Source organism: Blastococcus aurantiacus (assembly GCF_900102425.1).
GTDB classification, from domain to species: Bacteria; Actinomycetota; Actinomycetes; order Mycobacteriales; family Geodermatophilaceae; genus Blastococcus; species Blastococcus aurantiacus.
The window spans coordinates 158,930-181,054 of sequence record NZ_FNBT01000010.1; the positions used below are offsets into that span (position 1 = coordinate 158,930).

Consider the following 22,125-nt stretch of genomic DNA (forward strand, 5'->3'; position numbering starts at 1 on the left):
CGACGATGAGCTCCACACCCGACACTGCAGGATCGGCCACGGCGGCCGACAACCAGATCGAACTGGCGATCGGTGGGATGACCTGCGCTTCCTGCGCCGCGCGTATCGAGAAGAAGCTGAACAAGCTCGAGGGCGTGACCGCCACGGTCAACTACTCGACCGAGAAGGCGAAGGTCACCTTCACCGGTGACATCACACCGGCGGATCTGGTCGCGACGGTGGAGAAGACGGGCTACAGCGCCCGGCTGCCCCAGCCGCCGAAGGCCGACGCCGACGGCGGGCAGCCGGAGAGCGCCGAGGCCGACGACCATGTCCGCATCCTGCGCCAGCGGCTGGCCGTCTCCACGATTCTGACCGTCCCGGTCATCGCGATGGCCATGATCCCTGCGCTGCAGTTCCAGTACTGGCAGTGGCTCTCGCTCACCTTGGCCGCGCCGGTGGTCGTCTGGGGCGCCCTGCCCTTCCACAAGGCGGCCTGGACCAACCTGCGCCACGGTGCCTCCACGATGGACACCCTCATCTCGATGGGCACCATTGCCGCGCTGGCCTGGTCGCTGTACGCCCTCTTCTGGGGCACCGCCGGCGAGCCTGGCATGACCCACGCGTTCGAGCTGACCATCGCCCGCACCGACGGGACGGGCAACATCTACCTCGAGGCCGCCGCCGGGGTGACCACGTTCATCCTCGCCGGCCGGTACTTCGAGGCCCGCTCCAAGCGCCGCGCCGGCGCCGCTCTACGCGCCCTGCTCGAGCTCGGCGCGAAGGAGGTGTCGGTGCTTCGCGGGGGTGTCGAGACCCGCATCCCGGCCGACCAGCTTGCTGCCGACGACCTGTTCGTCGTCCGCCCCGGCGAGAAGATCGCCACTGACGGCACCATCGTCGAGGGCTCCTCGGCCGTGGACGCCTCGATGCTCACCGGCGAGTCCGTGCCGGTCGAGGTCGGCCCCGGCGATGCAGTCGTCGGCGCCACCGTCAACGCCGGTGGCCGGTTGGTCGTCCGCGCCACCCGCATCGGGGCGGACACCCAGCTGGCTCAGATGGCGCGCCTCGTCGAGGACGCCCAGAACGGCAAGGCCCAGGTGCAGCGCCTGGCCGACCAGATCTCGGGCATCTTCGTGCCGATCGTCATCGCCTTGGCCCTGGGCACCCTCGGCTTCTGGCTGGGCAGCGGCAGTGGGCTGGCGGCCGCGTTCACCGCCGCGGTCGCGGTGCTGATCATCGCCTGCCCCTGCGCCCTGGGCCTGGCGACGCCGACCGCGCTGATGGTCGGCACCGGCCGCGGCGCTCAGCTGGGCATCCTCATCAAGGGACCGGAGGTGCTCGAGAGCACCCGCAAGGTTGACACCGTCGTCCTAGACAAGACCGGCACCGTCACCACCGGCCGGATGACCCTGCTGGACGTCGTGGTCGCTTCCGGCGAGGACCGCGAGCAGCTGCTTCGGCTGGCCGGCGCACTGGAAGACGCCTCCGAGCACCCGATCGCCCAGGCCATCGCCAAGGGCGCCACCGAGCGCGTCGGCATCCTGCCGCCGGTGGAGGGCTTCACGAACGTTGAGGGACTCGGCGTGCAAGGCGTTGTCGACGGGCACGCGGTGCTCGTCGGGCGCGCCCGGCTACTGGCCGAGTGGTCGCAGCACCTGAGCGCCGACCTGGAGCGTGCCATGGCCGCCGCCGAGGCTGAGGGCAGGACCGCTGTCGCGGTCGGATGGGACGGCGCCGCCCGCGGCGTCCTGGTCGTCGCCGATGCCATCAAGGAGACCTCCGCCGAGGCGATCCGCCAGCTGCGTGATCTGGGTCTGACCCCGATCCTGCTGACCGGTGACAACACCACCGTCGCCCGCTCGGTCGCCGCCGCCGTCGGTATCGAAGAGGTCATCGCCGAGGTGCTGCCGGCCGACAAGGTGGACGTCGTCAAGCGGTTGCAGAGCGAGGGCAAGGTCGTGGCGATGGTCGGCGACGGCATCAACGACGCCGCCGCGCTCGCCCAGGCCGACCTCGGCCTCGCCATGGGCACCGGCACCGACGTGGCGATTGAGGCCAGCGATCTCACCCTGGTCCGCGGAGACCTGCGGGCGGCTGCGGATGCCATCCGGCTGTCGCGGAAGACGCTGGGAACCATCAAGGGCAACCTGTTCTGGGCCTTCGCCTACAACGTGGCGGCCCTCCCGCTGGCCGCCGCCGGGCTGCTTAACCCGATGCTCGCCGGCGCGGCCATGGCGTTCAGCTCAGTGTTCGTGGTTTCCAACAGCCTGCGGCTGCGCCGCTTTCAGCCGCTGGTCTCCAACCGGGCCGACGGCCGCGCCCGAGCGGGCCACCTGGCCGGAGCGCAGCCAGCCGATGGCGCGCTCAGCGGTAGCAACACCAGGTGATACCGGTCCGTCCTGCCACACCGCGGCAGGACGGACCTTCCAGGGCGGCGCCGATCCCTCCATCCCCCGTCACGAGGGGGCGGCGCCGTTCTCCATCCACTGACGGGAGCTGCGATGTCCACCCGGCCAGGCTCCGGGGTCTCGACCCCGGGCGGTGCCACCCACGGGCCACCGACAGCCCTCATCTGGCACTTGCGCCAGTGGCTTGGGGGCTGGCCGCCAGCTAGCGACCTGGAGGTTGTTGGCGCCTCCCAGCGGACGGACCCCGGCTGGGACGGACAGCTTCACCCAGTTCTCGGCGTCGCTGACCCGATGACCGGAGCAGTCCTCTCCGTGCCCCCGGCGGCAGCCGACGATGTCCGCCGCCTGGCTTCCTCCGGGCTGGACCCCCTGCTCGAGAAGGTGCCCGAGCTCGTAGGGGAGTCCGACCGGTCGACCTATCGGGCGGTGTTCCGCTGGACCACCGACCCCGCCGACCTGCCTGAGCCGGGGGAGTGGGTTCTGGCTGACACCCCCGGCCTTCCGGCCTGGTTACGTCCCTTCGGTGGCCACGTGCTCGTCGCCGCCGACCCGGACGGCACCCACCTGGCCGGCGTCGGCGTTAAACGCCACGACCTCGCCGGCCACGAGCTTGCCGTCGTCACAGCCCCACCGGCTCGCGGCCGCGGTCTGGCCCGAGCCCTGGTCGCCCAGGCCGCCCGCCGACTACTCCGCACCGGGGCGCTCCCCACCTACATGCACGACCCGGCCAATACCGCATCCGCCCGCGTCGCCGAGGCCGCCGGGTTTCAGGACCGCGGTTGGACCGCCTTCGGCCTCGGTGAGCGTCCCCCCGAGCCCACCGGGGATCAGGGGACGCCGTGATGGAGTGGTGCGAGATCTCCGACCTTGACGCCTTCGCCCGGCTGGTCCTGCAGGCCCGCAAACCCGTAATCGTCGCCTTCGAGACCGATGACTGCGAGCACTGCCGCCAACAGCGCATCCTCCTTGCGTTCGCCTGGAGACACCTCGGCTGGACAGCGCCAACACTCCGGCTGAACGCCGCTCGGCTGCCGCAACCTGCCGAGGACTACCGCATAGCCGGCTACCCGACCATCGCCATCTTCGACGAAGGCCGGCTGGTCGAGCGTTTTCCGGGCCGTCGCGATCCCGCCAGCCTCACCCGGAGGCTGACCACCCTGCTTGGCGCAAGTCATGGCCGCGGTGGGCAAACGACGACGACCCGGCACTCACCCTGACTGGTCGACTGAATGCCCGGCTCACCGTCTCGGTGGCCACGCGCGTCTGTCCGGCGCACGGCCGGCGGACTCCTCGCACACCAACCACACTCCGACCGACGAGGAACTGCCGTGAACCCGACCACCCAGACCGGCCACGCCAGCGATGAACTTGTCGTCTACGGCACCGGCTGGTGCCCCGACGTCCGCCGCAGCCGTGCGGTGCTCGACTCAGCAGGCATCGCCTACCGCTACATCGACCTCGAGGCCGACCCCACTGCGACCCGCCTCGTGCGTCGGCTGCAAAAGGGACGACGGCGCATCCCCACCATCGTGTGGCCCGACGGGTCCCACCTGGTCGAGCCCACTGACGGCGAACTGCAGGCGCGGCTCGACCAGCCATGAGCCGATCGAGCGCTGCCGGCGATCGGTCCCTGCCTGGCGCGAACCTCCCACGGGACGCGACGACGGCGATGGCCTCCCCGCCACGGGCTAGCCGACCGGCCGAGGCGGCCTGGCGGGTATGGGCGGCGCTGCTGGCCGTCGGCGTCCTGTGGGGCAGCGCCTTTCCGCTGATCCGTGTCAACGCTTCCGCTCTCGGCCCCGTCGGCGTCACCTTCGCCCGCGTCGCACTGGGCGCGCTGGTGCTGACGCTGCTCGTCACTGCGGCCGGTGCACTCCGACGAGGCACAACATGGCGCGCGATCGGCACCCAATTACCCGCGTTGCTCCTGCTGGCCGCGCTCAATGTCGCCATCCCGCTGACCCTCGTCGCCGCGGCGATCGTCGGTCTCAACGCCTCGGTCGCCGCGGTGCTCAACGCCACCACCCCCATGGCCACACTCGTCGTGGCAGCCGTCTGGCTGCGCGAGCCAGTGAGGACTCGACAGATGGTCGGCGTGCTCGCGGGCCTGGCCGGGGTCGCCGTCGTGGTCGGGGGCGCGCCGCTGGACCTGAACACCTCCACTCTGTTCGCCGTGGGCGCGTCCCTCGCTGCCGCATTGAGCTACGCATTCGGCGGCGTCTACACCCGTAGGCGCTTCCCGGACACGTCGCCGACCACGCTCGCACTGGGTCAACAGCTGTGTGCCACGGTCCTGCTCCTGCCGTTAGCGGTGATCACGCCACCTCCAGGCCCTGTCACCGCCGCCGTCGCTGCGCCGCTGCTGGTGCTGGGCGTCGGGTCCATGGCAGTGGCCTACCTCCTCTACTTCTGGATCCTCCGCACCGCAGGGCCCGTCGTTGCGTCCACCGTCACCCTGTTGGTGCCCCTGGTCGGTTCCGCGATCGGGGTGGGCTGGCTCGGCGAGCCGCTCTCTCTCGGCCTGGTTGCCGGCCTGGTCATCGTGCTGTCCAGCGTCGCCTTGATCACCCATCCGGGACCACGCGACTTTGGCTGAAGTCAGCCGGAATAGGACACGCCCCTCCCGGATTCTTCGCTATACCCGCCTGGGGTATCCAGGTCATCGTCATGAGAGGAAGCCGGTCGTGTCTCACATCGTGCGCAAACCGGGAGTGCTGGCCGGGACGCGCGTCGCGGTGTTCCTGGCCCTTGTCCACGCGGTCAACGACGTCCTCACCGCCATCCTCGGTGCCCTGCTGCCCACGCTGCAGGCGCGATTTGCGGCGAGCACCACCACCTTGGCGGTGCTCGTCGCCGCGTTCAGCATCAGCTCGTCGGTCACTCAACCATTCCTCGGCGCAGTCGCCGACCGCGTCGGTCTCCGTCAGGTCGCCGGGATAGGCGTCGCGCTGGCCGCTGTCTCCCTGAGTCTGGTGGGCGTGGCCGGCAGTATGGCGCTGCTGCTGGCTCTGCTGATCCTGGGCGGAATCGGTTCGGCTGCACTGCACCCGGTGGCCACGAGCATCGTCGGCGGGCCGTCAGCCAAGAACCCCGGACTGGCCGTCGGCCAATTCACCGCCGGGGGCATGGTCGGCTTCGCCGCGGGGCCGGTCCTCGTGCTGTTCCTGATCTCCCGCTGGGGCACCGATGCCACCCCGTGGCTGATGATTCCGGGTCTTCTGCTGGCCGTCGGCGTGCTGACCCTGCTGCCTGTGTGGGAGCCGCACAGCACCGGTCACTTGCGGAGGGTGTTCGACCGCCGTCTGCTCGCCAGCGGACCGATTCTGAAGCTGACCTCTGCCGCCGTCTTGATCAGCTTGACCTTCATCACCGTCACCAGTGCGGTGCCGCTGTGGCTGGTCGCCGACCAGGGCTTGGCCACCGATGCGCCCCTGCTCGGCTGGACCCTTGGGGTCTTTTCGCTGATGGCCGGACTGGGCGCGGTGGTCGGCGGCGCCATCGCCGCGCGGGTCGGCTATGGCCGGACGACCGCGCTCTCGCTGACCGCGGCGGTGCCCGCACTGATTGCCGTCCTGCTGGTCCCGCCTGGGGCCTGGACCCTCGTCACCGCAGCAGTCGCAGGCCTGTTCATCTACGCCAGCCAGCCGTTGCTGATCGTGGCAGCGCAGAACCACGCCCCGCAGGCTCCGGCCGCTGCTGCGGGGATCGTGATCGGCGTCGGTCATGCCGTCGCTGGCCTGCTGTACGTGGGCGTGGGTGCCCTGCAAGGAGCGTTCGGACTGGCGCCGACCATGGCGGTGACCTTCACGCTCCTCATCCCCGCCGCAGTGATCGCGACACGGGCGTTGCGGGGCCGTGACGGGAGTGACATGGGGCCGAGCCCGGCCTCGATGCTGCCGACCGAAGGCAACGCCGGGCGAGGCGATGGGTTGTCAACGACGCCGCCACCAGCCCAGCAGGATCTGGCTCTGCGATCGGTCCGGCGCTGACGTGGCCACCGAGACCGGCGATGACCCACTCATCGTGCACAGGGAGAAGTCGCGCAGCGTCACCCGAAGGCACGCCACCTTTGTCACACCTCCCGTACGTCACTCCGCCCTCCGGGGATGCCGGATACCCCGGATCTGGCAGCGGGACAGCGTCGGCGACGCGGTCGCGTGATCGCCCCCTGTCATCGCGGCCGATGATGACGGCTCATGTACGTCTCTGCGGGGGCGTCGACGGCATCACACCGATGCCGGAGGAACCGCACTTGGTTCAGAACCCCACGATCGTCGGCAGCTGGCTCGAGCTGGCCGCACGCCTGGACGGCGACGCCGCCCGCGTCCGCTGAGCAGACACGGAACCTGCCCTGGCTGGGCTGAGGAGCGTCCATGACCTGCTTGCAGACTCGGCCAATGGCGGGGGCGACCGCCCGACGTCGTGCTTGCGCACTCGTCCGGCTGGCAGCTTTGGACGGTGGTCGCGACGACGACGCGCTCCTCCTGACGCTTCGCGTGTTTTATGCGAGAACCCGCTGGAGAGGACCCTTCTCCCGGTGATCGGCGGTGCAGGCCCGGTTCGCCGCCACGTCAGCCGCAACCAGCTCGCCCAGCGGGCAGGCTCGCTCGCGGCCGACCGCATCCGAAACGGGGAGCGGGGCGCACGCACGCACGCGCGGTACGTCTCGCGGCTCGCGGCTGTCCTCAGCATTGACCCGGTCGCTCCGCACGACGTCGACGCGGCACGGCCTTCCCTGCGGGTGTACTGCGCTTGGGTTCGCGGCGTGTCCCTACAGCAGACGGTTGAGCTGGCCGGCGTGCCGGTCATGACTCGCCAGCGGCACGCACAAAGCCGCGGCAACCGGCACCACTCGACGGTGCAGCCGGGGACGGGACTTCGCGGCATCCCTGCCTGCTGGACGGGGTCGCACGGCGCGACCGGGACTCAAGACGCCGCGCCTAGCGCAACCGCGGTGCTCGCGCCCGGCCGGCAGCGACGCCCCGTGTCACGGTCGGGCGCCGGCGGATCACCCACTCCGCGACGGCGAGGTTGATCACCCAGCCAGCGCCGGCGAGGAGCGCGCTGCTGGTGTCGCCCTTGCCGACGATTGCCTCCCCGATGCCGAGCGTGAACACCTGGGCACCGGCGGCCAACGCGATCGCATACGCGCGGATCATCCAGGCCCGGTGTCGGATCACGTCCTGGCGCCGGATGGCTCGGAAGCCCAGAGCGATGCTGAGCAACATCGTCGACCCGAAGAACAGCCGGAACAGGTGGTAGACCTCGCCGGAACCGTCTGGGCGGGGGGTGAACGCGGTCAGCCAGAGGGCCGACAGCGCCACGGCCAGACCGAACACCACCAGGAGCCGTCCAGCAGCGCGATGCCAGCCGGGCCGGCGGCGTCGGAAGCCGGCAGCAAACTGGAACGCGCCCAGCACGGAGTACACGCTCGCGGTGACGATGTGCACGGCCAGCGGTAGCGGCGACGCGAGCTCGGCCGGCAGGATTGCCGCGCCGCCCGACAGTTCGACCAGGCGGAGCGAGCCGGCGAGGATCGGAACGGCGCTCAGCGCGATCAGTCCGAGGGGCACGAGCCAGGGTCCGCGGCGGGCTCGAAGTCGCGCGCTGCCGTCTTGCGAGGCAGGTGACACCTGTACGTGGCGCAGCGGCTCCTCGGCCGGTGACCTGCGGACTTCGGTCACCGGGTTGGGACCGAGGCGCCGGGGGAGTTGTGGGGTTGCGCCGCGGACGGCGCGGCCGGCGTGCGCTGCTCGGACCAGAGCGACCAACCCAACCAGACCATCGCTAGTCCCACCGGTACGGCCGCATACCTGCCCACGCTGTGCGGTAGCACTGCCGCGGCGAGGGAGAGCACTGTCCCCACTGCGAGCAGGGCGGCCGCCCCGCGCTGCAGGATGCGGGCGCGGTAGACGGCGATTCCGAACACAAGGCCGCCTACCAGGTACAGCACGCTGACAGCCGTGAAGAGCAGAGGCAGGGAGCCCACGTCGCCCTGGGGGGAGACGCCTGCGGGCACACCCAGAAAGTCGTCTACGAACCGCGGTGCGTCGTCGGCGATCTGCGGCAGGACGAACGCCTCCACGAAGGTCCAGGCGGTCGTCACGAGATAGAAACCCCCGAGCATCACGTAGCCGAGCAGGCCGAGCGGCCCAGACTCGCGCACCTGGCGGAAGTAGATCCCCGTCAGGCCCGCCAGGCCCAGGACGGCCATCGCGATGGTCATCAGCGCGATCACGACCCAGGCGGTGCCGGTGACCGCGGCGACGTTCTCCGGTGGATGGATCGGCTGGATCAGGATGAACAGCAGTCCCGACAGCACGGCAGAAACACCGGCTCCCCGTGTGAGCGCGGACGTCGTGATGGTCATTGCAACTCCTCGTTCGTAGCCGGGCCACCGGCGCCTGCCGCGGCAGGCGCCGGTGGCCCTGCAAGCACGCCTTCCCGCCTATTGCCGACAGGCAGCAACGGCCGACCTCGATGTCGCCCTCGCCCGCGCGTCGTGTTCGCACGCTCCGCGCCGACGCTGTCGAGTTCCTGTCGGGGTCCTTGCGGAGTCGGGTCGTCAGTCGCCCGGCGGGGGTGGCGTCAAGATCCACCGCCAGCGCATGCGGCTCTTCGGCGCCGGCGCAGTAGGCCGCCCGATAGGCGTCATCGCCGAGAAGCTAGCGGGCGCGGGGTTTCGGCCCGTTGGACGTCCACCCGCTCCAGCCGTGTAAGCGGGCGGTCGCCGGCCGACGAGCGCGGAAGTGCCCGATATGGTCAGTGCCGATCTGCGTCTCGAAGCCATTCCGGGTCGTGCCGGGCGGAACCGCCATCACGCCCGCGTTGCAGACCAGCACGTCGAGTGCGGCCTACACCCCAGCGGCCGGAGTGCCGCGCGACGGACGACAGGTCTGCCAGATCAGGAGCTGCAGCTCCGCGTCCCTCCCGGTCGCCTCGCGCACCGTCGCCCGCGCCGACTTCCGCGGCGGGGTCTCGGCGTGCCAGCACGTCATCAGCCCCGTCGCTCGATCAGTTCGTACAGGTGGCCGTCTGGTGCCGTGAAATGCACGTAGCGTTCCCGCTGGTTGCCGGAGATGTACCCGTCCACCGGAACCCCCGCCGAGGCGAGGTCCGCCACCGCTAGATCGAGATCATCGACCAGGAAGCCGAGGGTTCGCTCCGTGTCGCCCATCCCCCCTGGTGACGCGATCGCGAAGGAGGAGCCGTCCGGCAGGTCGAACAGGTCCGCCTCGACACCTTCCACTCGGGAGGGCGTCATCCCGAGCACCTCCATCGCGAACGTCCGCATCGCGGGGCGAGCATCCGTCGCTGTCCCGGCGAAGACGATTCCCTTGACGTTCATCGGTCAGCGCCAGCGGTCGCCCTTGGCGGTGACGTACCGCTGCCAGACGTATCGCCACGGGACGACGGCCACGATGATCACGACTATCGAACAGCTGGCGATGACATCACTCATGGCCGCGTCCGCGTCGCCGGCAACCACCGCGGGTAGGGCTACGACGGGCAGCCAGATGAGCTTCCACAGGGCCTCGAACAACAGGATGGGCAGCAGCCGGACGGGATAGCGCAGCCCCAGCAGAGCCAGGAGTCCCATTGCGGTCAGGAGGATGTGGACGACGCCCTCGAACAGGGGCGTGGAGCTGTCGTAGCCGATGACGAGCGGCCACTTCACGATGGCGAGACCAACGCCCATCACGGCGTATCCGACTCGCATCGCGTTCAGGCGCCAGAGCGGCAAGTCCGCCACGACGCCTCGGTCGGCGGCGCGGGTGAGCTTGGTGGGGGTGACGGTCATGACCTACTACCTCGTATCGAGTAACCGTGGCGGGCGCCGCGGGGTTGGGCCCTTCGACGGATGCCGAGACGGACAGCGCTGCCCGCCCGGCCGGCGTAATCCCGGAGCGGCCGGGAGATCAACGCGCACAGCGCCCGCGGGAGAGGGGCCCAGCGGCGCGTCGGCGAGCACGGGTAGACGAGCGGCTGCGCGTCATTCCGGTCCGCTCGACGGTGGTCTCGCCGCACGGCGGGACGGGACATGGATGACCACCTTGCCGCTCGCCCGACCGTCCAGTACGTGGCGGATGGCTGCGGCCGCCTCGGCGAGCGGGTATGTCCGGTCGATGGCCGGAGCGATCGCGCCGTCTTCGAGCAGCCCGGCGAGGGCGAGCAGATCGTCGGCGTTCTCCGAGGCGACGAAGGTGCCAAGCTGCTGGCCGATGAACGGAGAGAGCAGCGTCGCCCGGATCTGCCGGTCGCTGCCGCCGAGCCACCGTCCATCGGTCTCGCCCCCGATGATGACCAGCCGTCCGCGAGGGGTGAGTGCGCGCCGGAGCTGGGACAGCCGACGGTTGCCGCCGATGTCGAGGATCACGTCGTAGCGGTGCTGGGCGTCGGTGACGTCCTCGCGGGTGTAGTCGACGACGTGGTCCGCGCCGAGGGCGCGGACCACGTCGACCTTCGCGGTGCTGGCCACGCCGGTGACCTCGGCTCCGGACTCCTTGGCCAGTTGCACGGCGAAGCTGCCGACGCCTCCTGATGCGCCGACGATCAGCACTGTCTCGCCGGCCTGGACCCGTGCGTGGTCGCGGACGGCCTGCAGCGCGGTGAGGCCGGAGATCGGGACGGCAGCCGCCTGCGCGAAGGTCAAGTTCGCCGGCTTGCGGGCGAGCTTGTCGGCACGGGCGCGTGCGAATTCAGCGAACGTGCCGTCTCCGACTCCGAACACCTCATCGCCCGGCTGCAAGCCCTTCTCGTCAGGGCCGACCGCCTCCACCGTGCCCGCCAGGCTCCGGCCAGGATTGGCGTACTTCGGCCGGCGGAGCCCGAATCCGGCGAGCCGGATGGGATAGGGCAAACCCGCCATGATGTGCCAGGTGCCCCGGTCCACGCTCGCGGCGTGCACGCGCACGAGCACCTCGTGGTCCCCGATGCTGGGCCTGCTGATCTCGGCGAGACGCAGAACGTCCTCCGGTGCCGCGCCGTACCGGTCCTGGACGACCGCTCTCATGGTTCGTCCACCGGCCATCGTCAGCGGTGCTGTCACGTCGTCGAACTGAGTCGTCTCCATCGGAGCCCCAGCTCTTTCGTTCACCCCGGCGCGGATGCCGGGCGGGCTTCCCGGACGGGGTGGAGGTGCCGGGTTTGTGCCGGAAGTCTGCGGGGTGGACATCGGAACGCCTCTCTCAGCGGGGGCGGTGGGCCGTGTTCGCACAGTCGGCCCCGGCGATGTCGAGATCCTGTCGAGGCCCTGTCGAGGCCCTCACGGAAGTGTGTCGTCAGTGGCCCGCGGGGGCTGCGCCCAGTTCCGGGGTGAGGGCATGGGGCTCATCGGCGCCGGCGCGGTAGGCCGCCTCATACGAGTCATCGCCGAGGAGTGCCCGGGCGCGGTTCTCGGCCCGTTGGACGTCCACCCGCTCCAGCCGTGCAATCGGGCGGTGTCGCCGGTTGCGCCACCAGCTTGCCGTGCCGAGCAGCCGCGCCGCGGTGGCAGCGTCGGCCCGCGCTGCCGCGACGCAGGCCAATCCTTCGAGGGCGGCCGCGTCGCCGGGTGCGGTCTGCCAGGCGCGGCGGTGGCAGAACTCCGCGCTGTCCAGATTTCCGGAGAGCTCTCCGAGATGGCCGAGACCGATCAGAGTCGCTGAGGTCCACGCCGGCTCGCTCTGTTCGGCAAACCTGTGCAGCGCCCACGTCAGCTTGGCCCCCGCTTCGGTCAGGTCGCCGCGCTCGCGCGCGAGGAGCCCCTCGCCAACGGCTGCCCGTGCGTTGCCGTCTGCTCCCAGCTCCCGGCCGACCTTGTGCGATTCGGCGAACAGTCGAGCTGCGCGTTCGCCGTCCCCGAGCTGGAGCGTCACGTGGCCGGCGCCGGCTAGGGCGTACTGAATAGTGTTGGCCTGTCCGACCTGCCGCCCGCTGCCCAGCGCCCCCTCGTACATGGACAGAGCCTCGTCGAGTTGTCCCGCGCGATGCAGGGCGACGCCCAGATGGAACTGGATGGCCGAGGCACCCCACTGGTCACCGAGTGCGCGGAAGACGGCAAGGGCTCGCTCCCCGCAGAGTGTCGCGTCGACCATCTCTCCCGCAGCCGCGTGCAGCTCCATTCTCACGAACTGCGCCAGGGCAGAGCACCAGTCGTCGTCCGTCCGATGGAACTCCTGGTCGGCGTCGGCGAGCAGGCCGAAGGCATGCTCGGGATCGTCTGCGCCGATGTCCTCGACGGCGAGCAGCGTGGCCGAAAGGGCGGCCCGGGAGTCGTCTCCGAGCTGAACGAAGAGAGTGCGGCTCTCGGCTGCGGCGGTCGCGCATTCGGGGGCCGGGTGCACGATACACGCGCCCGGCCGTCCCGCGACGGCCAGGGCTTGCAGGGCATGGGCACGTGCCGAGGGCGACCCGCCCGGGGCGGCCTCGAGCATGGCGGCCACTTTGCCGCCGCCATCGGGTCGACTCGCGAAGTACCAGTACCAGCCCAGAGCGCCGACGAGCAACAGTCCGGCGTCTGGGTCACTGGCCGTGTGCGCGGTGCACCAGGCCAAGCCTGACTCGATGTCGTCGCGCTCCATCGACAGGCGTGGCAGCCAGCGCGCCTGGCCGTTGCCCCGCAACTCGCGCTCTGCCTGCTGAGCGAGGGCGGTGAGGTACTGAACGTGTGCTCGCCCGACGATGTCCGACTCGGACGCCTCTTGCAAGCGCTCAATGGCGTACTCGCGGATGGTCTCCAAAAGGTGGTACCGAGGACCGGAGTTCCGGTCAACGACGACGAGAGAACGGTCGACCAGCCGGGCCAGCGTGTCCACCACAATCCCCGGGTTGAGGCCTTGTCCGCCGGCAACGGACTGGACCGCGGTCAGAGTCCATCCGCCACGAAACACCGATAGGCGGCGCAGGAGCATTCGCTCGGGCTCGGACAGGAGCTGGTAGCTCCAGTCGACGGTCGATCGCAGCGTGCGTTGACGCATTTCCGCGGTTCGCGGGCCGGTGGTGAGAAGCGCGAATCGATCTTCCATCCGGGCGGCCAACTCCGTCACCGGGAGCGCCGCTACGCGGGCGGCGGCCAGTTCGAGTGCCAATGGGATGCCGTCTAGGCGCCGGCAGATCTCCGCAACCGCGGCGGCGTTCTGCTCCGCAAGTCGGAAGTCGGGCAGTGCGCTCTGCGCCCGTTCGACGAACAGCCGGACGGCGGTGCTGGTTCCCAGGTCAGAGCGGTCCGCGTCGGCCGGCGGGACGGGGAACGGTTCGAGGGACGCCTGCACCTCCCCACGGGCCGCCAATGGCTCACGGCTGGTGGCCAGCAGTCGCAGCCGTGGGCAGGACTCGAGGAGGCGCTCAGCAAGTACCGCGCAGGCGTCCGCCAGGTGCTCGCAGTTGTCCAAGATCAGGAGGACCTCGCGGTCCCTGAGGTGGCCGAGCATCTGGTCCTCGGCGGTCGCTGTCGGGACGTCGCGAACGTCGAGTGCCGCGAGCACGGCGAGGGGCACCTGCTCCTCCTCTGCAAGGCCGGCCAGCCGTACGAACCCCACTCCGTCGGAGAAGCCGTCAGTAGCCGCACGAGCGACCTCGACGGCGAGGCTGGTCTTCCCCACGCCACCGGGCCCGGTCACCGTGACCAGTCGGTGGTCCCTGATGAGTGCGCTCACTCGCTCCGCGTCGTCGTCGCGGCCGAGGAAGGATGTGAGTCGGGGTGGTAGCCGATGGCCAGGCGGTGGTGCAGGCCGTGCCGGGGTGATTCGGTTCGGTGCACGGAGATCCGGGCGCTGGTCCAGGATCGCCTTCTGCAGCCCGCGCAGCTCAGCGCTGGGCTCCAGGCCGAGCTCGCTGTCGAGCAGAGCCCGGGTGCGCTGGTAGACCGCCAATGCGTCGGCCTGCCGACCTGCGCGGTACAGCGCGAGCATCAGGCGACCGTGCAGCCGCTCGCGGAGCGGATGGGCCGTGGTAAGCGCCTCGAGCTCCCCGAGCACGTCGGTGTGGCGTCCCGCCGCCATTTCCAGGTCAATGAGCTCCTCCTGGGCCGCCAGTTGAAGCTCCATTAACCGGGCAGCCTCGGGCCCCGCCCACCGGGTCTCTCTGAACTCCGACAAGGCGGCGCCGCGCCAACGGGAGAGTGCGCGCCTGTAGCGGTCTGCCGCGTTCGACGGATCCCCGCCGGCGGCGGCGCGGGCTTCCGCGACCACGACGGCGAACCCGAGCGCATCAACCTGTCGGGGCTCGATGTCCAGCAAATACCCGGGTGGACGAGTGATGACGATCGAGCTGGGGACGCCGAGGGCGTTCATGGTGCGGCGGAGCTTCGACACGCGCACCTGCAGGGCGTTGCCTGGATTTGCCGGCAAGTCCTCGCCCCAGAGCGAGTCGACCAATGTCGGGACGGCCACAACCCGTCCCGCAGACAGCGCCAGGAGCGCGAGCAGCTCGCGTTCCCCGCTGCCCGGAACGGGAACGGCGTGCTCCCCGACGACGACCTCGACCGGTCCGAGGAGGCGGATCTCCATGCCTCACCCTCCAATGACCGGCTGATTTCGCCGGAGCGCCGATTCTCGGCCGTGACGGCACGCGAAACAACGATTCTCGTGCCGGTGTCCACCGTGCGGGGCCGGCCGACTGCCGCCAGTGGACCGACAGCGTCTGGACAGCGCCCCTCGGCAGCGTCTACACCGACCGACCTGCAAAGGAGACGCGTGATCTCGATCCATGTGCCGGCCATGACTGGACGGCGTTGCGTCCGGGCGATCAGTGCCCGGGTGCACGACGTGCCCGGGGTGCAGACCCTCGAGGTCGACCTTGCCACCAAGACCATCCACGTGACCGGGCCGGCTGACCCCACAGCGGTGGCTGCCGCCATCGAGGCCGCTGGCTACGCCGTCCAGGAGAGCACCGGCACCACATCACCGGCCGCAACAACACCCGCAGGGGGAACCATGGACAACTTCTCCACCGCCGTCGTCGGATTGCCGGGGGTCACCCGGCCGCCGGTGGTCGAACTCACCGATGGCGAGTCCTTCCATCTTCAGCAAGGCCCCGTTGCCAAGCAGCTGCGCGGAACGACGGTGCGCATGCTCGGGTACAACGGCTCCGTCCCCGGCCCCACCATCAAGGTCCGGCAGGGGTCGGAGGTCGTCATCCACGTCACCAACGAGACGGACATCGACACGACCGTCCACTGGCACGGCCTGCGCGTGGAGAACAAGTACGACGGCGTGCCGCACGAGACCCAGGAACCCATCCCGGTGGCCGGGAGCTTTACCTATCGCCTGCAGTTCCCCGACCCAGGGCTGTACTGGTACCACCCGCACATCCGGGAGGACTACGCGCAGGAGATGGGCCTCTACGGCAACATCCTGGTGGAACCGCTCGACCCCGACTACTGGCCGCCGGCGCATCGCGACGTCGTCCTGCCCCTCGACGACATCCTCATCGAGGACGGCGCCATCGCACCGTTCAGCCGCACGGAGACGACCTTCTCGGCCATGGGCCGCTTCGGCAACGTGCTGCTCGTCGCCGGGGAGCCAGACCTGGCGCTGACCGCCAGCGCCGGCGAGGTGGTGCGCTTGTGGCTGACCAACACGGCCAACACCCGAGTCTTCAACGTGACCCTGCCCGGGGCGCGGATGAAACTCATAGGCGGGGACAGCGGTCGTGTAGAGCGCGAAGAGTTCGTGTCAGAGGTGCTGATCGCCCCTTCAGAGCGAGCAATCGTCGACGTGTTGTTGGATCGGCCGGGAGAGCTGACCCTGGAGCACCGCACCCCCGACCACATCTACCAGCTGGCGTCGATCAGCGTGACGAACGAGCGAGCAGCCCCCCCGCTCAGGGACTCGTTCGAGCTACTGCGGCATGCACCTGAGTTCGAGGACGAACGACAGCAGTTGGACGGCTGGCTCGCGGCAGCTCCGGACAAGATCCTCGCCGCCGTCGCCGAGATGGAGGACCCGTTCGAGGACCAGGCGGCTGGCCCGGTCGCCTACGCGTGTCCGATGCACCCCGATGTGGTCCGCGACCAGCCGGGGCACTGCCCGAAGTGCGGGATGAAGCTGATGTCCGCCCACCCCGGGGAATTGGTGGGCGGCCACGACATGGGTCACGCGATGTTTTCCGCCGAGCATGTGCCCTCCCATGCTCAGGCCGACGGACACGGCGACGGACACGGCGACGGTGGCGGTGACGGCATCGAGTGGGAAGACGACATGGTCGAGATGAACCGCCGCAGCACAACCACGAACATGCGGTGGCGGCTCGTCGACCGGACTGCGGGTAGCGGGGACAGGCCCCCGGTCGATTGGCGCTTCACCGTGGGGGAGCGCGTGAAGATTCGCCTGGTCAACGAGATGGAGTCCGACCACCCGATGCATCACCCGATCCACCTGCACGGTGCCGGGCGCTTCCTCGTCCTGGGCCGCGATGGCGTGCCCGAGCGCAACCTGGTGTGGAAGGACACCGTTCTGATGCGCACCGGGCAGACCGTCGACATCTTGTTCGACGTCTCTAATCCCGGGCTTTGGATGGCCCACTGCCACATCGCCGAGCACATGCACAGCGGAATGATGTTCAGCTTCACCGTTAAACCACTGAGTTGACCACCAGACGCCCTGAGCCGAGGCGACAACCGCACCCGCGCCATCGAGGTCGTGGCTGGAAAGGACCCTCGGGCCCCCGGTTGGAGGGCGACGCCGCTCGCGACCGTGAGGCCGGCCAGACCGCCCGATGCCTGCCGCAGCGGATCTGTGCGGACGACCCGGAGAGCACGACGTTCCAGCCGGTGCCCTCGAGGACGATCGGCGCAGCCAACGCGAGTGATCATTCCGCGTTCGCTTTGGCGACGGCACGAGCTTGCACCGGTGGGGCAAGGCGCTACGAGCTCAGTGGTTGACGCCCCGTCGGCACCGGCCGAGTGCCTGCCCGTCCGGATAGCGCCATCTTTGTCGGTCTCCGGGGCGGTTCCCCGATCTGGCTCGAGCGGCTGAGGCCCTCGTATTGCTTTCTGCGCCGGAGGGGAGCCGCGACAGCGGCCCGCTCAGCGTTGCGACAGTCGCTCAACAGTCCATGGCGGCAACGTCCAATCCGCAAGTCTGGGGCTCCACCACAGCGCCCGACCGGGGCTCCAGCCGTCGGAATGAACGACCTCACATCAGAGTTGGCCGGTACCCCTAGCGGGTATCAAGACAAAGACAAGGAGAGACGTCATGAGTTCTCACGACGCGGCGGTGCGGCCGTCGACCGACGAGCTGATCACCGAGGGGCTGACCGCACATCGGCCCGGCGCCAGCGCAACCCATGCTCACGGCCAGTCGGCCGCGGCCGGTTCGCCAACTCGAAGGGGAAGGCAACGGATGCCCCTGGCCGTGTGGGCGCTCGTGATCGGCGCGTTCGCGATGGGGGCCGACGAGTTCATCGTCGCCGGTGTCGTCCAGGAGATCGCCACGGCTCTACGCGTGACTATCGGCGAAGTGGGACATTTCGAGAGCGCCTACGCGTTGGGTGTCGCAGTGGGCGCGCCGCTGTTCGCGGCTCTTGGAACACGCTTCCCGCGCCGCGGCATGCTTCTCGCGACCACGGGGGTCTTCCTCGCCGGCAACCTTGTTTCGGCCCTCGGCCCTACGTATGACTCGATCTTGGCCGGGCGGATCGTCTCGGCAATGGCGCACGGCGCCTTCCTTGGAATTGCTGCCGTCTACGCCGCCGAGCTGGTCGATCCGGCCCGCAAGGGCCGGGCGGTCGCAACCGTGTTCACAGGCCTGACCGCATCCACCGTTCTTGGCGCACCGATCGGCGCGGCCGTTGGTCAGGCACTGGGCTGGCGGTTCACGTTCTGGACCCTCGTCGTCCTCGGGGGGGCCGCACTCATCGGACTGCTGGCGTTCCTACCGGCTTCCACTCGGCGCACCCCGGAGGCGCACGCCGCGCACTCGACTGACGTAGAAGCCCCCCACGACGACCACGGCCACGGGGGCCACCACGGGTCGGTCGCGCACTCCGACCACGCGACCGCCGGCGAGCAGGACCACGACGCACACCACGGGCACGCAGTAGACGGGCACGCGGCGGGGAGCGAGACCGCGGGCCTGGACGCGCACGCGCTAGCCCACCTCGGTGGCGGCGGGCACGGACCGAGCATGCGAGAGCAGCTGGCGGCGCTGCGTCGGCCGGCGGTGTGGGCGGCGCTGCTGACCACGTTGCTCGGTTACGGCGGGGTCTTCACCAGTTACGTCTACATCGCGCCGCAGTTCACGGAGGTGACCGGGTTCTCCAGTGCCTGGATCACGCCGCTGCTCCTGCTGTTCGGGGCTGGCCTGTTCGTCGGCAACAACCTGGGTGGCCGCCTTGCCGACAAATGGTTGATGCCGACGGTCCTCGGCACGATTGCCACGCTCGCGGTAGTGCTGTTCGCGATGACCTGGCTGATCGAGAACACGGTGACCGCCGTCGTGGGGACGTTCGTCTTCGGTGCGGCGGCCTTCGCGGTGGTCGCACCGCTGCAGCTGCGGGTGATGAACGCGGCCGGTCACGCGCCTGACGTGGCCTCAGCGGCAAACATTTCCGCCTTCACCCTCGGCAGCGCGCTCGGCATCTACCTGGGTGGCGCTGCCATCGATGGGGGAATGGGGCTGGCGTCGGTCAACTGGATCGGTGGGCTCATCAGCACTTCGGGACTCGTCGTCGCCGTCCTGAGCTGGCTTCTCATCGACCGCCGCAGGACCGCTGAACCGCAGCACCACCACCACTGAGAGCTCGAGCCCCGGCCGGCCAGACCGGCCGGGGCTCGTGTCCGACCGCTGGTCTCGAAGCGCGAGCGCGTCGTTCCTCACCCGGACGCGCGGTGGTCACCTCCTGAGGAGCCGGTGAGGGCGATGGGTGCGGCGGTGCCGGTGACTTGGACGCGGCGGTCGTCGGCGGCGATCTGGATGAGCAGCCGGCTGGGCCTGCCCATGTCCTCGCCTTGCAGCACAGTGACCTGTGTAGGCGGGTCGACAAGTGCGAGGGCGCGCAGGTAGCCGCCGAAGGCAGCAGCGGCAGCCCCGGTGGCTGGGTCCTCGATTACTCCGCCCGGAGGGAATGGGTCTCTGGCGGAGAAGAGCAGCGGAGAGTGGGCGTACACCAGGTGCACCGTGGTCCAGCCCCGATCCTCCATCAGGATGGCGAGTGCGTCGTAGTCGTAGTCCAGCTCGGCCAGCCGAGCCCGGTCGCTTACGGCGAGTACTAGGTGGTCGTTGCCGGCATAGGCGACATGCGCTGGGTAGCGGGGGTCCAAGTCCGACCGCTGCCAGCGCAGCGCCGCCAGCGCGGCGTCGAGCTCGCCGGCCTCCGCCGCACGCGTGCGGGTCGGCACGCTGGTCAATGTCGCGACGTAGCCGACGGGGGTCGCCTCGGTCAGCACGGGGACCGGACCGGCCAAGGTCTCGAAGAGCAGCTTTCCGGCCCCTCGGCGCTCCGCTATGGCCACTGCGGCCGCGATGGTGGCGTGGCCGCAGAAGGCAACCTCGGCCCGAGGGCTGAAGTACCGCAGCCGATACCGGCCTTCCTGAGGTTCGGCCTCAACGAACGCGGTCTCGGAGTAGCCCACCTGGGCGGCAACGGCCAGACGGCCCGCGTCGTCCAGCTTGCTGGCGTCCAAAACCACCCCGGCGGGGTTGCCTCCGGCGCCGTCGTGGGTGAACGCGGCGTAGCGCAATACTCCACCGGGTCGCTCGCTACCAAGCGTCGGATTGTCGGTCGTGGTCATGTCACCTCCGCGACCAGCCTCGCGTTCCTAAGGAATCACGACAAGCGATGACGTGCGACTGAAGGCATCGGGTTCACCCGCGCGCGGAATCCGGGCGAAGTCTCCTGCGCATCATCAGGCCGGGCGCCCGCTGACATCGATCGCTCGGAAGGCCAGGCGGTAGGCCTGCGGGCTGATACCCACCTGCCGGCGAAAGTGCGGTCGAAGCGACACCCCCGCGCCCAGCCCGACCTGGCGGGCGATGGCGTCGACGGAGAGGTCGGTGCCTTCAAGCAGCCGTTGAGCGTGCAGTACGCGCTGATGGAGCAGCCATCTCATGGGTGAGTCGCCCACGGCAGCACGAAACTTGCGATCGAAGGCCCGCCTGCTCATGTGGGCGCGCGCCGCCAGACCCGCGACGTCGAGAGGCGAGTCGAGGTGCTCGAGGGCATGGGCAAGCACCCCGAAGATCTCGTCGTCGACGCGCTCGGGCACGGGCTGGTCGAGGTACTGCGCCTGGGTGCCGCTGCGCTGAGGTGGCACCACCATGCGTCTCGCGATGGCCGCTGCGGTGCCCGCCCCCATCGTCCGGCGGACCAGGTGCAAACACGCGTCGATCCCCGCGGCGGCCCCAGCGCTGGTCAGCACGTCACCTTCGTCTACGAACAACGCGGCGTCATCGACCGTCACCTCCGGGTAGGCCGCGGCCAGCGCACCCGTGAATGCCCAGTGGGTCGCCGCGCGTCGGCCATCGAGGAGCCCAGCGGCAGCGAGCACGAACGCACCGAGGCACAACCCGACAATCACCGCACCGTCGGCGTGCGCGGCGCGCAAGGCCGCCAGCACCGGCTCACCGGGCCGTTCCTCAGGGTTCCGCCAAGCGGGGACGATCACTATTCCGGCGGTCCCCAGTGCATCGAGCTCGTAGGGCGCCCGAATCTCCAGACCACCGGTGGTTCGCAACGGGCCTGGCTCCGCGGCCACCGACTGGAGCTGGAAGCGGTGATCCGCCTCGGACGAGCTGTCCAAGGTGAAGACGCTGAGTGGGACGCTCATCTCGAACAGTGGCGAGCGGTCGAAAACCAGCACCGCCACCACGGCGGGGTCACGCGTCACAACCAGGGTCCTCTCATGGCCGGATCAGATCGTAGCGAGGCCGACGGACCGCTTACGGCGGATCGCCAAGGACACCACGCTAGAGGCCATGACCACGACCCGATCATCGCTCAACCTGCCCGTCTCGCATCCGAGATCCGGCATCACCATCGAAGCCCTCGGGGGGCCGACCGCACTCCTCAGCATCGCCGGGCTCCGTCTGCTGACCGACCCGACGTTCGATGAGCCCGGTGAGTACCCGGGGGAGATGTTCAAGCTGGTCAAGACCGCCCCGCCGGCCCGGAGCGCCGAGGACGTCGGGATCGTGGACGCAGTCCTGCTCTCGCACGACGAACACGCGGACAACCTCGACGGCGGGGGACGTCGCTACCTGGCCACGGTGCCGCTGGTGCTGAGCACGCTCGGCGCTGTCCAACGCCTCGGTGGGACTCTGACCAGTCGGCCGGCGTGGGGGAGCCTCGACCTGCCTGGCCATGACGGCCGGTCGGTTCGCGTGACTTGGGTGCCGGCCCAGCACGGCCCCGAGTGGGCGACCGCGTACACCGGAGACGTCACTGGCTTCGTCCTCTCCGGCGCCGGTCTCCCCACCGTCTACGTGAGCGGCGACAATTCCTCCCTCGACGTGGTCCGCAGCGTCGCCCAGATTTGTGGGCCGATCGACGTGGCGCTGCTGTTCGCTGGCGCAGGTGTGGTTTCTCCCCTGGAGGCCGTACTCACGCTGACGGGGGACGAGGCAGCCGAGGCTGCGGTCATCCTCGGGTCTCCGCATGTGGTCGTGATTCACGCCGATGGCTGGGAGCACTTCACCGAGGGGCGAACCGAGATCGAGGCCGCATTCGAGCGTGCTGGATTGCGGGAGCAAGTCATCGTCCTAGCCCCGGGAGCGGTTCGCACGCTGTGAGCTCGGTCGTACTTGGAGCGCCAGCA

17 protein-coding genes are annotated in these 22,125 nt (G+C 69.8%); 9 read left to right on the forward strand and 8 right to left on the reverse strand.

Features of this window, described 5'->3' with window-relative positions; genetic code table 11:
* Positions 1 to 5 precede the first annotated feature (5 nt).
* From BLS70_RS18905 to BLS70_RS18930, 6 genes are all read left to right on the forward strand, one after another.
* Entirely contained in the window at positions 6 to 2,369 is a 2,364-nt protein-coding gene (locus BLS70_RS18905) for a heavy metal translocating P-type ATPase (protein WP_091771095.1), read from the forward strand.
* Positions 2,370 to 2,681: 312 nt separating this feature from the next.
* The gene (locus tag BLS70_RS18910; protein WP_218122502.1) at positions 2,682 to 3,233 is read left to right on the forward strand and encodes a GNAT family N-acetyltransferase; all 552 of its coding nucleotides are present in this window, start codon (positions 2,682 to 2,684) and stop codon (positions 3,231 to 3,233) included.
* On the forward strand, positions 3,233 to 3,607 hold the full coding sequence (locus tag BLS70_RS18915; protein WP_091771099.1) for a thioredoxin family protein: 375 nt from the start codon (positions 3,233 to 3,235) through the stop codon (positions 3,605 to 3,607). Before BLS70_RS18910 ends, BLS70_RS18915 begins: the two co-directional genes overlap by 1 nt.
* 111 nt (positions 3,608 to 3,718) lie before the next feature.
* Positions 3,719 to 3,991 carry a glutaredoxin family protein gene (locus tag BLS70_RS18920; RefSeq protein WP_218122503.1) on the forward strand — a complete coding sequence of 91 codons (273 nt, stop codon included), beginning with the start codon at positions 3,719 to 3,721 and terminating at the stop codon, positions 3,989 to 3,991.
* Entirely contained in the window at positions 3,988 to 4,986 is a 999-nt protein-coding gene (locus tag BLS70_RS18925) for a DMT family transporter (protein WP_218122504.1), read from the forward strand. The genes BLS70_RS18920 and BLS70_RS18925 overlap by 4 nt, the downstream gene beginning before the upstream one ends.
* A gap of 88 nt (positions 4,987 to 5,074) precedes the next feature.
* On the forward strand, positions 5,075 to 6,379 hold the full coding sequence (locus BLS70_RS18930) for an MFS transporter (RefSeq protein WP_176946493.1): 1,305 nt from the start codon (positions 5,075 to 5,077) through the stop codon (positions 6,377 to 6,379).
* Positions 6,380 to 7,330: 951 nt separating this feature from the next.
* Here BLS70_RS18930 and BLS70_RS18935 read toward each other — a convergent pair.
* The 6 genes from BLS70_RS18935 to BLS70_RS18960 form a co-directional block, all read right to left on the reverse strand.
* A complete protein-coding gene (locus BLS70_RS18935; protein WP_091771109.1) occupies positions 7,331 to 7,963 on the reverse strand; it encodes a DUF2306 domain-containing protein in 633 nt (210 codons plus the stop codon).
* 107 nt (positions 7,964 to 8,070) lie between these two features.
* Positions 8,071 to 8,760 (reverse strand): hypothetical protein, encoded by a 690-nt coding sequence (locus BLS70_RS18940; protein WP_218122505.1) that lies wholly within the window; start codon positions 8,758 to 8,760, stop codon positions 8,071 to 8,073.
* Positions 8,761 to 9,387: 627 nt separating this feature from the next.
* Positions 9,388 to 9,738, reverse strand: a complete 351-nt coding sequence (locus BLS70_RS18945; protein WP_091771111.1) for a VOC family protein — start codon at positions 9,736 to 9,738, stop codon at positions 9,388 to 9,390.
* Between the two features lie 3 nt (positions 9,739 to 9,741).
* Positions 9,742 to 10,191, reverse strand: coding sequence for a hypothetical protein (locus tag BLS70_RS18950; protein WP_091771113.1), 450 nt, complete (start codon positions 10,189 to 10,191; stop codon positions 9,742 to 9,744).
* A 192-nt stretch (positions 10,192 to 10,383) separates the two neighbouring features.
* On the reverse strand, positions 10,384 to 11,565 hold the full coding sequence (locus BLS70_RS18955; protein ID WP_255362582.1) for an NAD(P)-dependent alcohol dehydrogenase: 1,182 nt from the start codon (positions 11,563 to 11,565) through the stop codon (positions 10,384 to 10,386).
* 106 nt (positions 11,566 to 11,671) lie between these two features.
* Positions 11,672 to 14,878 carry an AfsR/SARP family transcriptional regulator gene (locus tag BLS70_RS18960; RefSeq protein WP_091771114.1) on the reverse strand — a complete coding sequence of 1,069 codons (3,207 nt, stop codon included), beginning with the start codon at positions 14,876 to 14,878 and terminating at the stop codon, positions 11,672 to 11,674.
* Between the two features lie 186 nt (positions 14,879 to 15,064).
* Between BLS70_RS18960 and BLS70_RS18965 the strand changes: the two genes are divergently transcribed.
* Together BLS70_RS18965 and BLS70_RS18970 are read left to right on the forward strand one after the other, a co-directional pair.
* Positions 15,065 to 16,960, forward strand: a complete 1,896-nt coding sequence (locus tag BLS70_RS18965) for a multicopper oxidase domain-containing protein (RefSeq protein ID WP_091771115.1) — start codon at positions 15,065 to 15,067, stop codon at positions 16,958 to 16,960.
* Between the two features lie 606 nt (positions 16,961 to 17,566).
* The gene (locus BLS70_RS18970; RefSeq protein ID WP_091771116.1) at positions 17,567 to 19,108 is read left to right on the forward strand and encodes an MFS transporter; all 1,542 of its coding nucleotides are present in this window, start codon (positions 17,567 to 17,569) and stop codon (positions 19,106 to 19,108) included.
* 77 nt (positions 19,109 to 19,185) lie between these two features.
* Here the strand turns inward: BLS70_RS18970 and BLS70_RS18975 are convergent, their stop codons facing one another.
* A complete protein-coding gene (locus tag BLS70_RS18975; protein ID WP_091771118.1) occupies positions 19,186 to 20,103 on the reverse strand; it encodes a PhzF family phenazine biosynthesis isomerase in 918 nt (305 codons plus the stop codon).
* 114 nt (positions 20,104 to 20,217) lie between these two features.
* On the reverse strand, positions 20,218 to 21,198 hold the full coding sequence (locus BLS70_RS18980; RefSeq protein WP_091771120.1) for a helix-turn-helix domain-containing protein: 981 nt from the start codon (positions 21,196 to 21,198) through the stop codon (positions 20,218 to 20,220).
* Between the two features lie 88 nt (positions 21,199 to 21,286).
* Here BLS70_RS18980 and BLS70_RS18985 point away from each other — a divergent pair, with 88 nt between their 5' ends.
* Positions 21,287 to 22,099, forward strand: a complete 813-nt coding sequence (locus BLS70_RS18985) for an MBL fold metallo-hydrolase (protein ID WP_091771122.1) — start codon at positions 21,287 to 21,289, stop codon at positions 22,097 to 22,099.
* Positions 22,100 to 22,125: the final 26 nt, after the last annotated feature.

Excerpts from the sequence above, each read along its gene's own strand:
- BLS70_RS18940 (WP_218122505.1), bottom strand. The coding sequence starts at position 8,760 with ATGACCATCACGACGTCCGCGCTCACACGGGGAGCCGGTGTTTCTGCC.
- BLS70_RS18945 (WP_091771111.1), bottom strand. The coding sequence starts at position 9,738 with ATGAACGTCAAGGGAATCGTCTTCGCCGGGACAGCGACGGATGCTCGC.
- BLS70_RS18905 (WP_091771095.1), top strand. The coding sequence starts at position 6 with ATGAGCTCCACACCCGACACTGCAGGATCGGCCACGGCGGCCGACAAC.
- BLS70_RS18975 (WP_091771118.1), bottom strand. The coding sequence starts at position 20,103 with ATGACCACGACCGACAATCCGACGCTTGGTAGCGAGCGACCCGGTGGA.
- BLS70_RS18915 (WP_091771099.1), top strand. The coding sequence starts at position 3,233 with ATGGAGTGGTGCGAGATCTCCGACCTTGACGCCTTCGCCCGGCTGGTC.
- BLS70_RS18955 (WP_255362582.1), bottom strand. The coding sequence starts at position 11,565 with ATGTCCACCCCGCAGACTTCCGGCACAAACCCGGCACCTCCACCCCGT.
- BLS70_RS18925 (WP_218122504.1), top strand. The coding sequence starts at position 3,988 with ATGAGCCGATCGAGCGCTGCCGGCGATCGGTCCCTGCCTGGCGCGAAC.
- BLS70_RS18985 (WP_091771122.1), top strand. The coding sequence starts at position 21,287 with ATGACCACGACCCGATCATCGCTCAACCTGCCCGTCTCGCATCCGAGA.
- BLS70_RS18910 (WP_218122502.1), top strand. The coding sequence starts at position 2,682 with ATGACCGGAGCAGTCCTCTCCGTGCCCCCGGCGGCAGCCGACGATGTC.
- BLS70_RS18960 (WP_091771114.1), bottom strand. The coding sequence starts at position 14,878 with ATGGAGATCCGCCTCCTCGGACCGGTCGAGGTCGTCGTCGGGGAGCAC.
- BLS70_RS18970 (WP_091771116.1), top strand. The coding sequence starts at position 17,567 with ATGAGTTCTCACGACGCGGCGGTGCGGCCGTCGACCGACGAGCTGATC.
- BLS70_RS18950 (WP_091771113.1), bottom strand. The coding sequence starts at position 10,191 with ATGACCGTCACCCCCACCAAGCTCACCCGCGCCGCCGACCGAGGCGTC.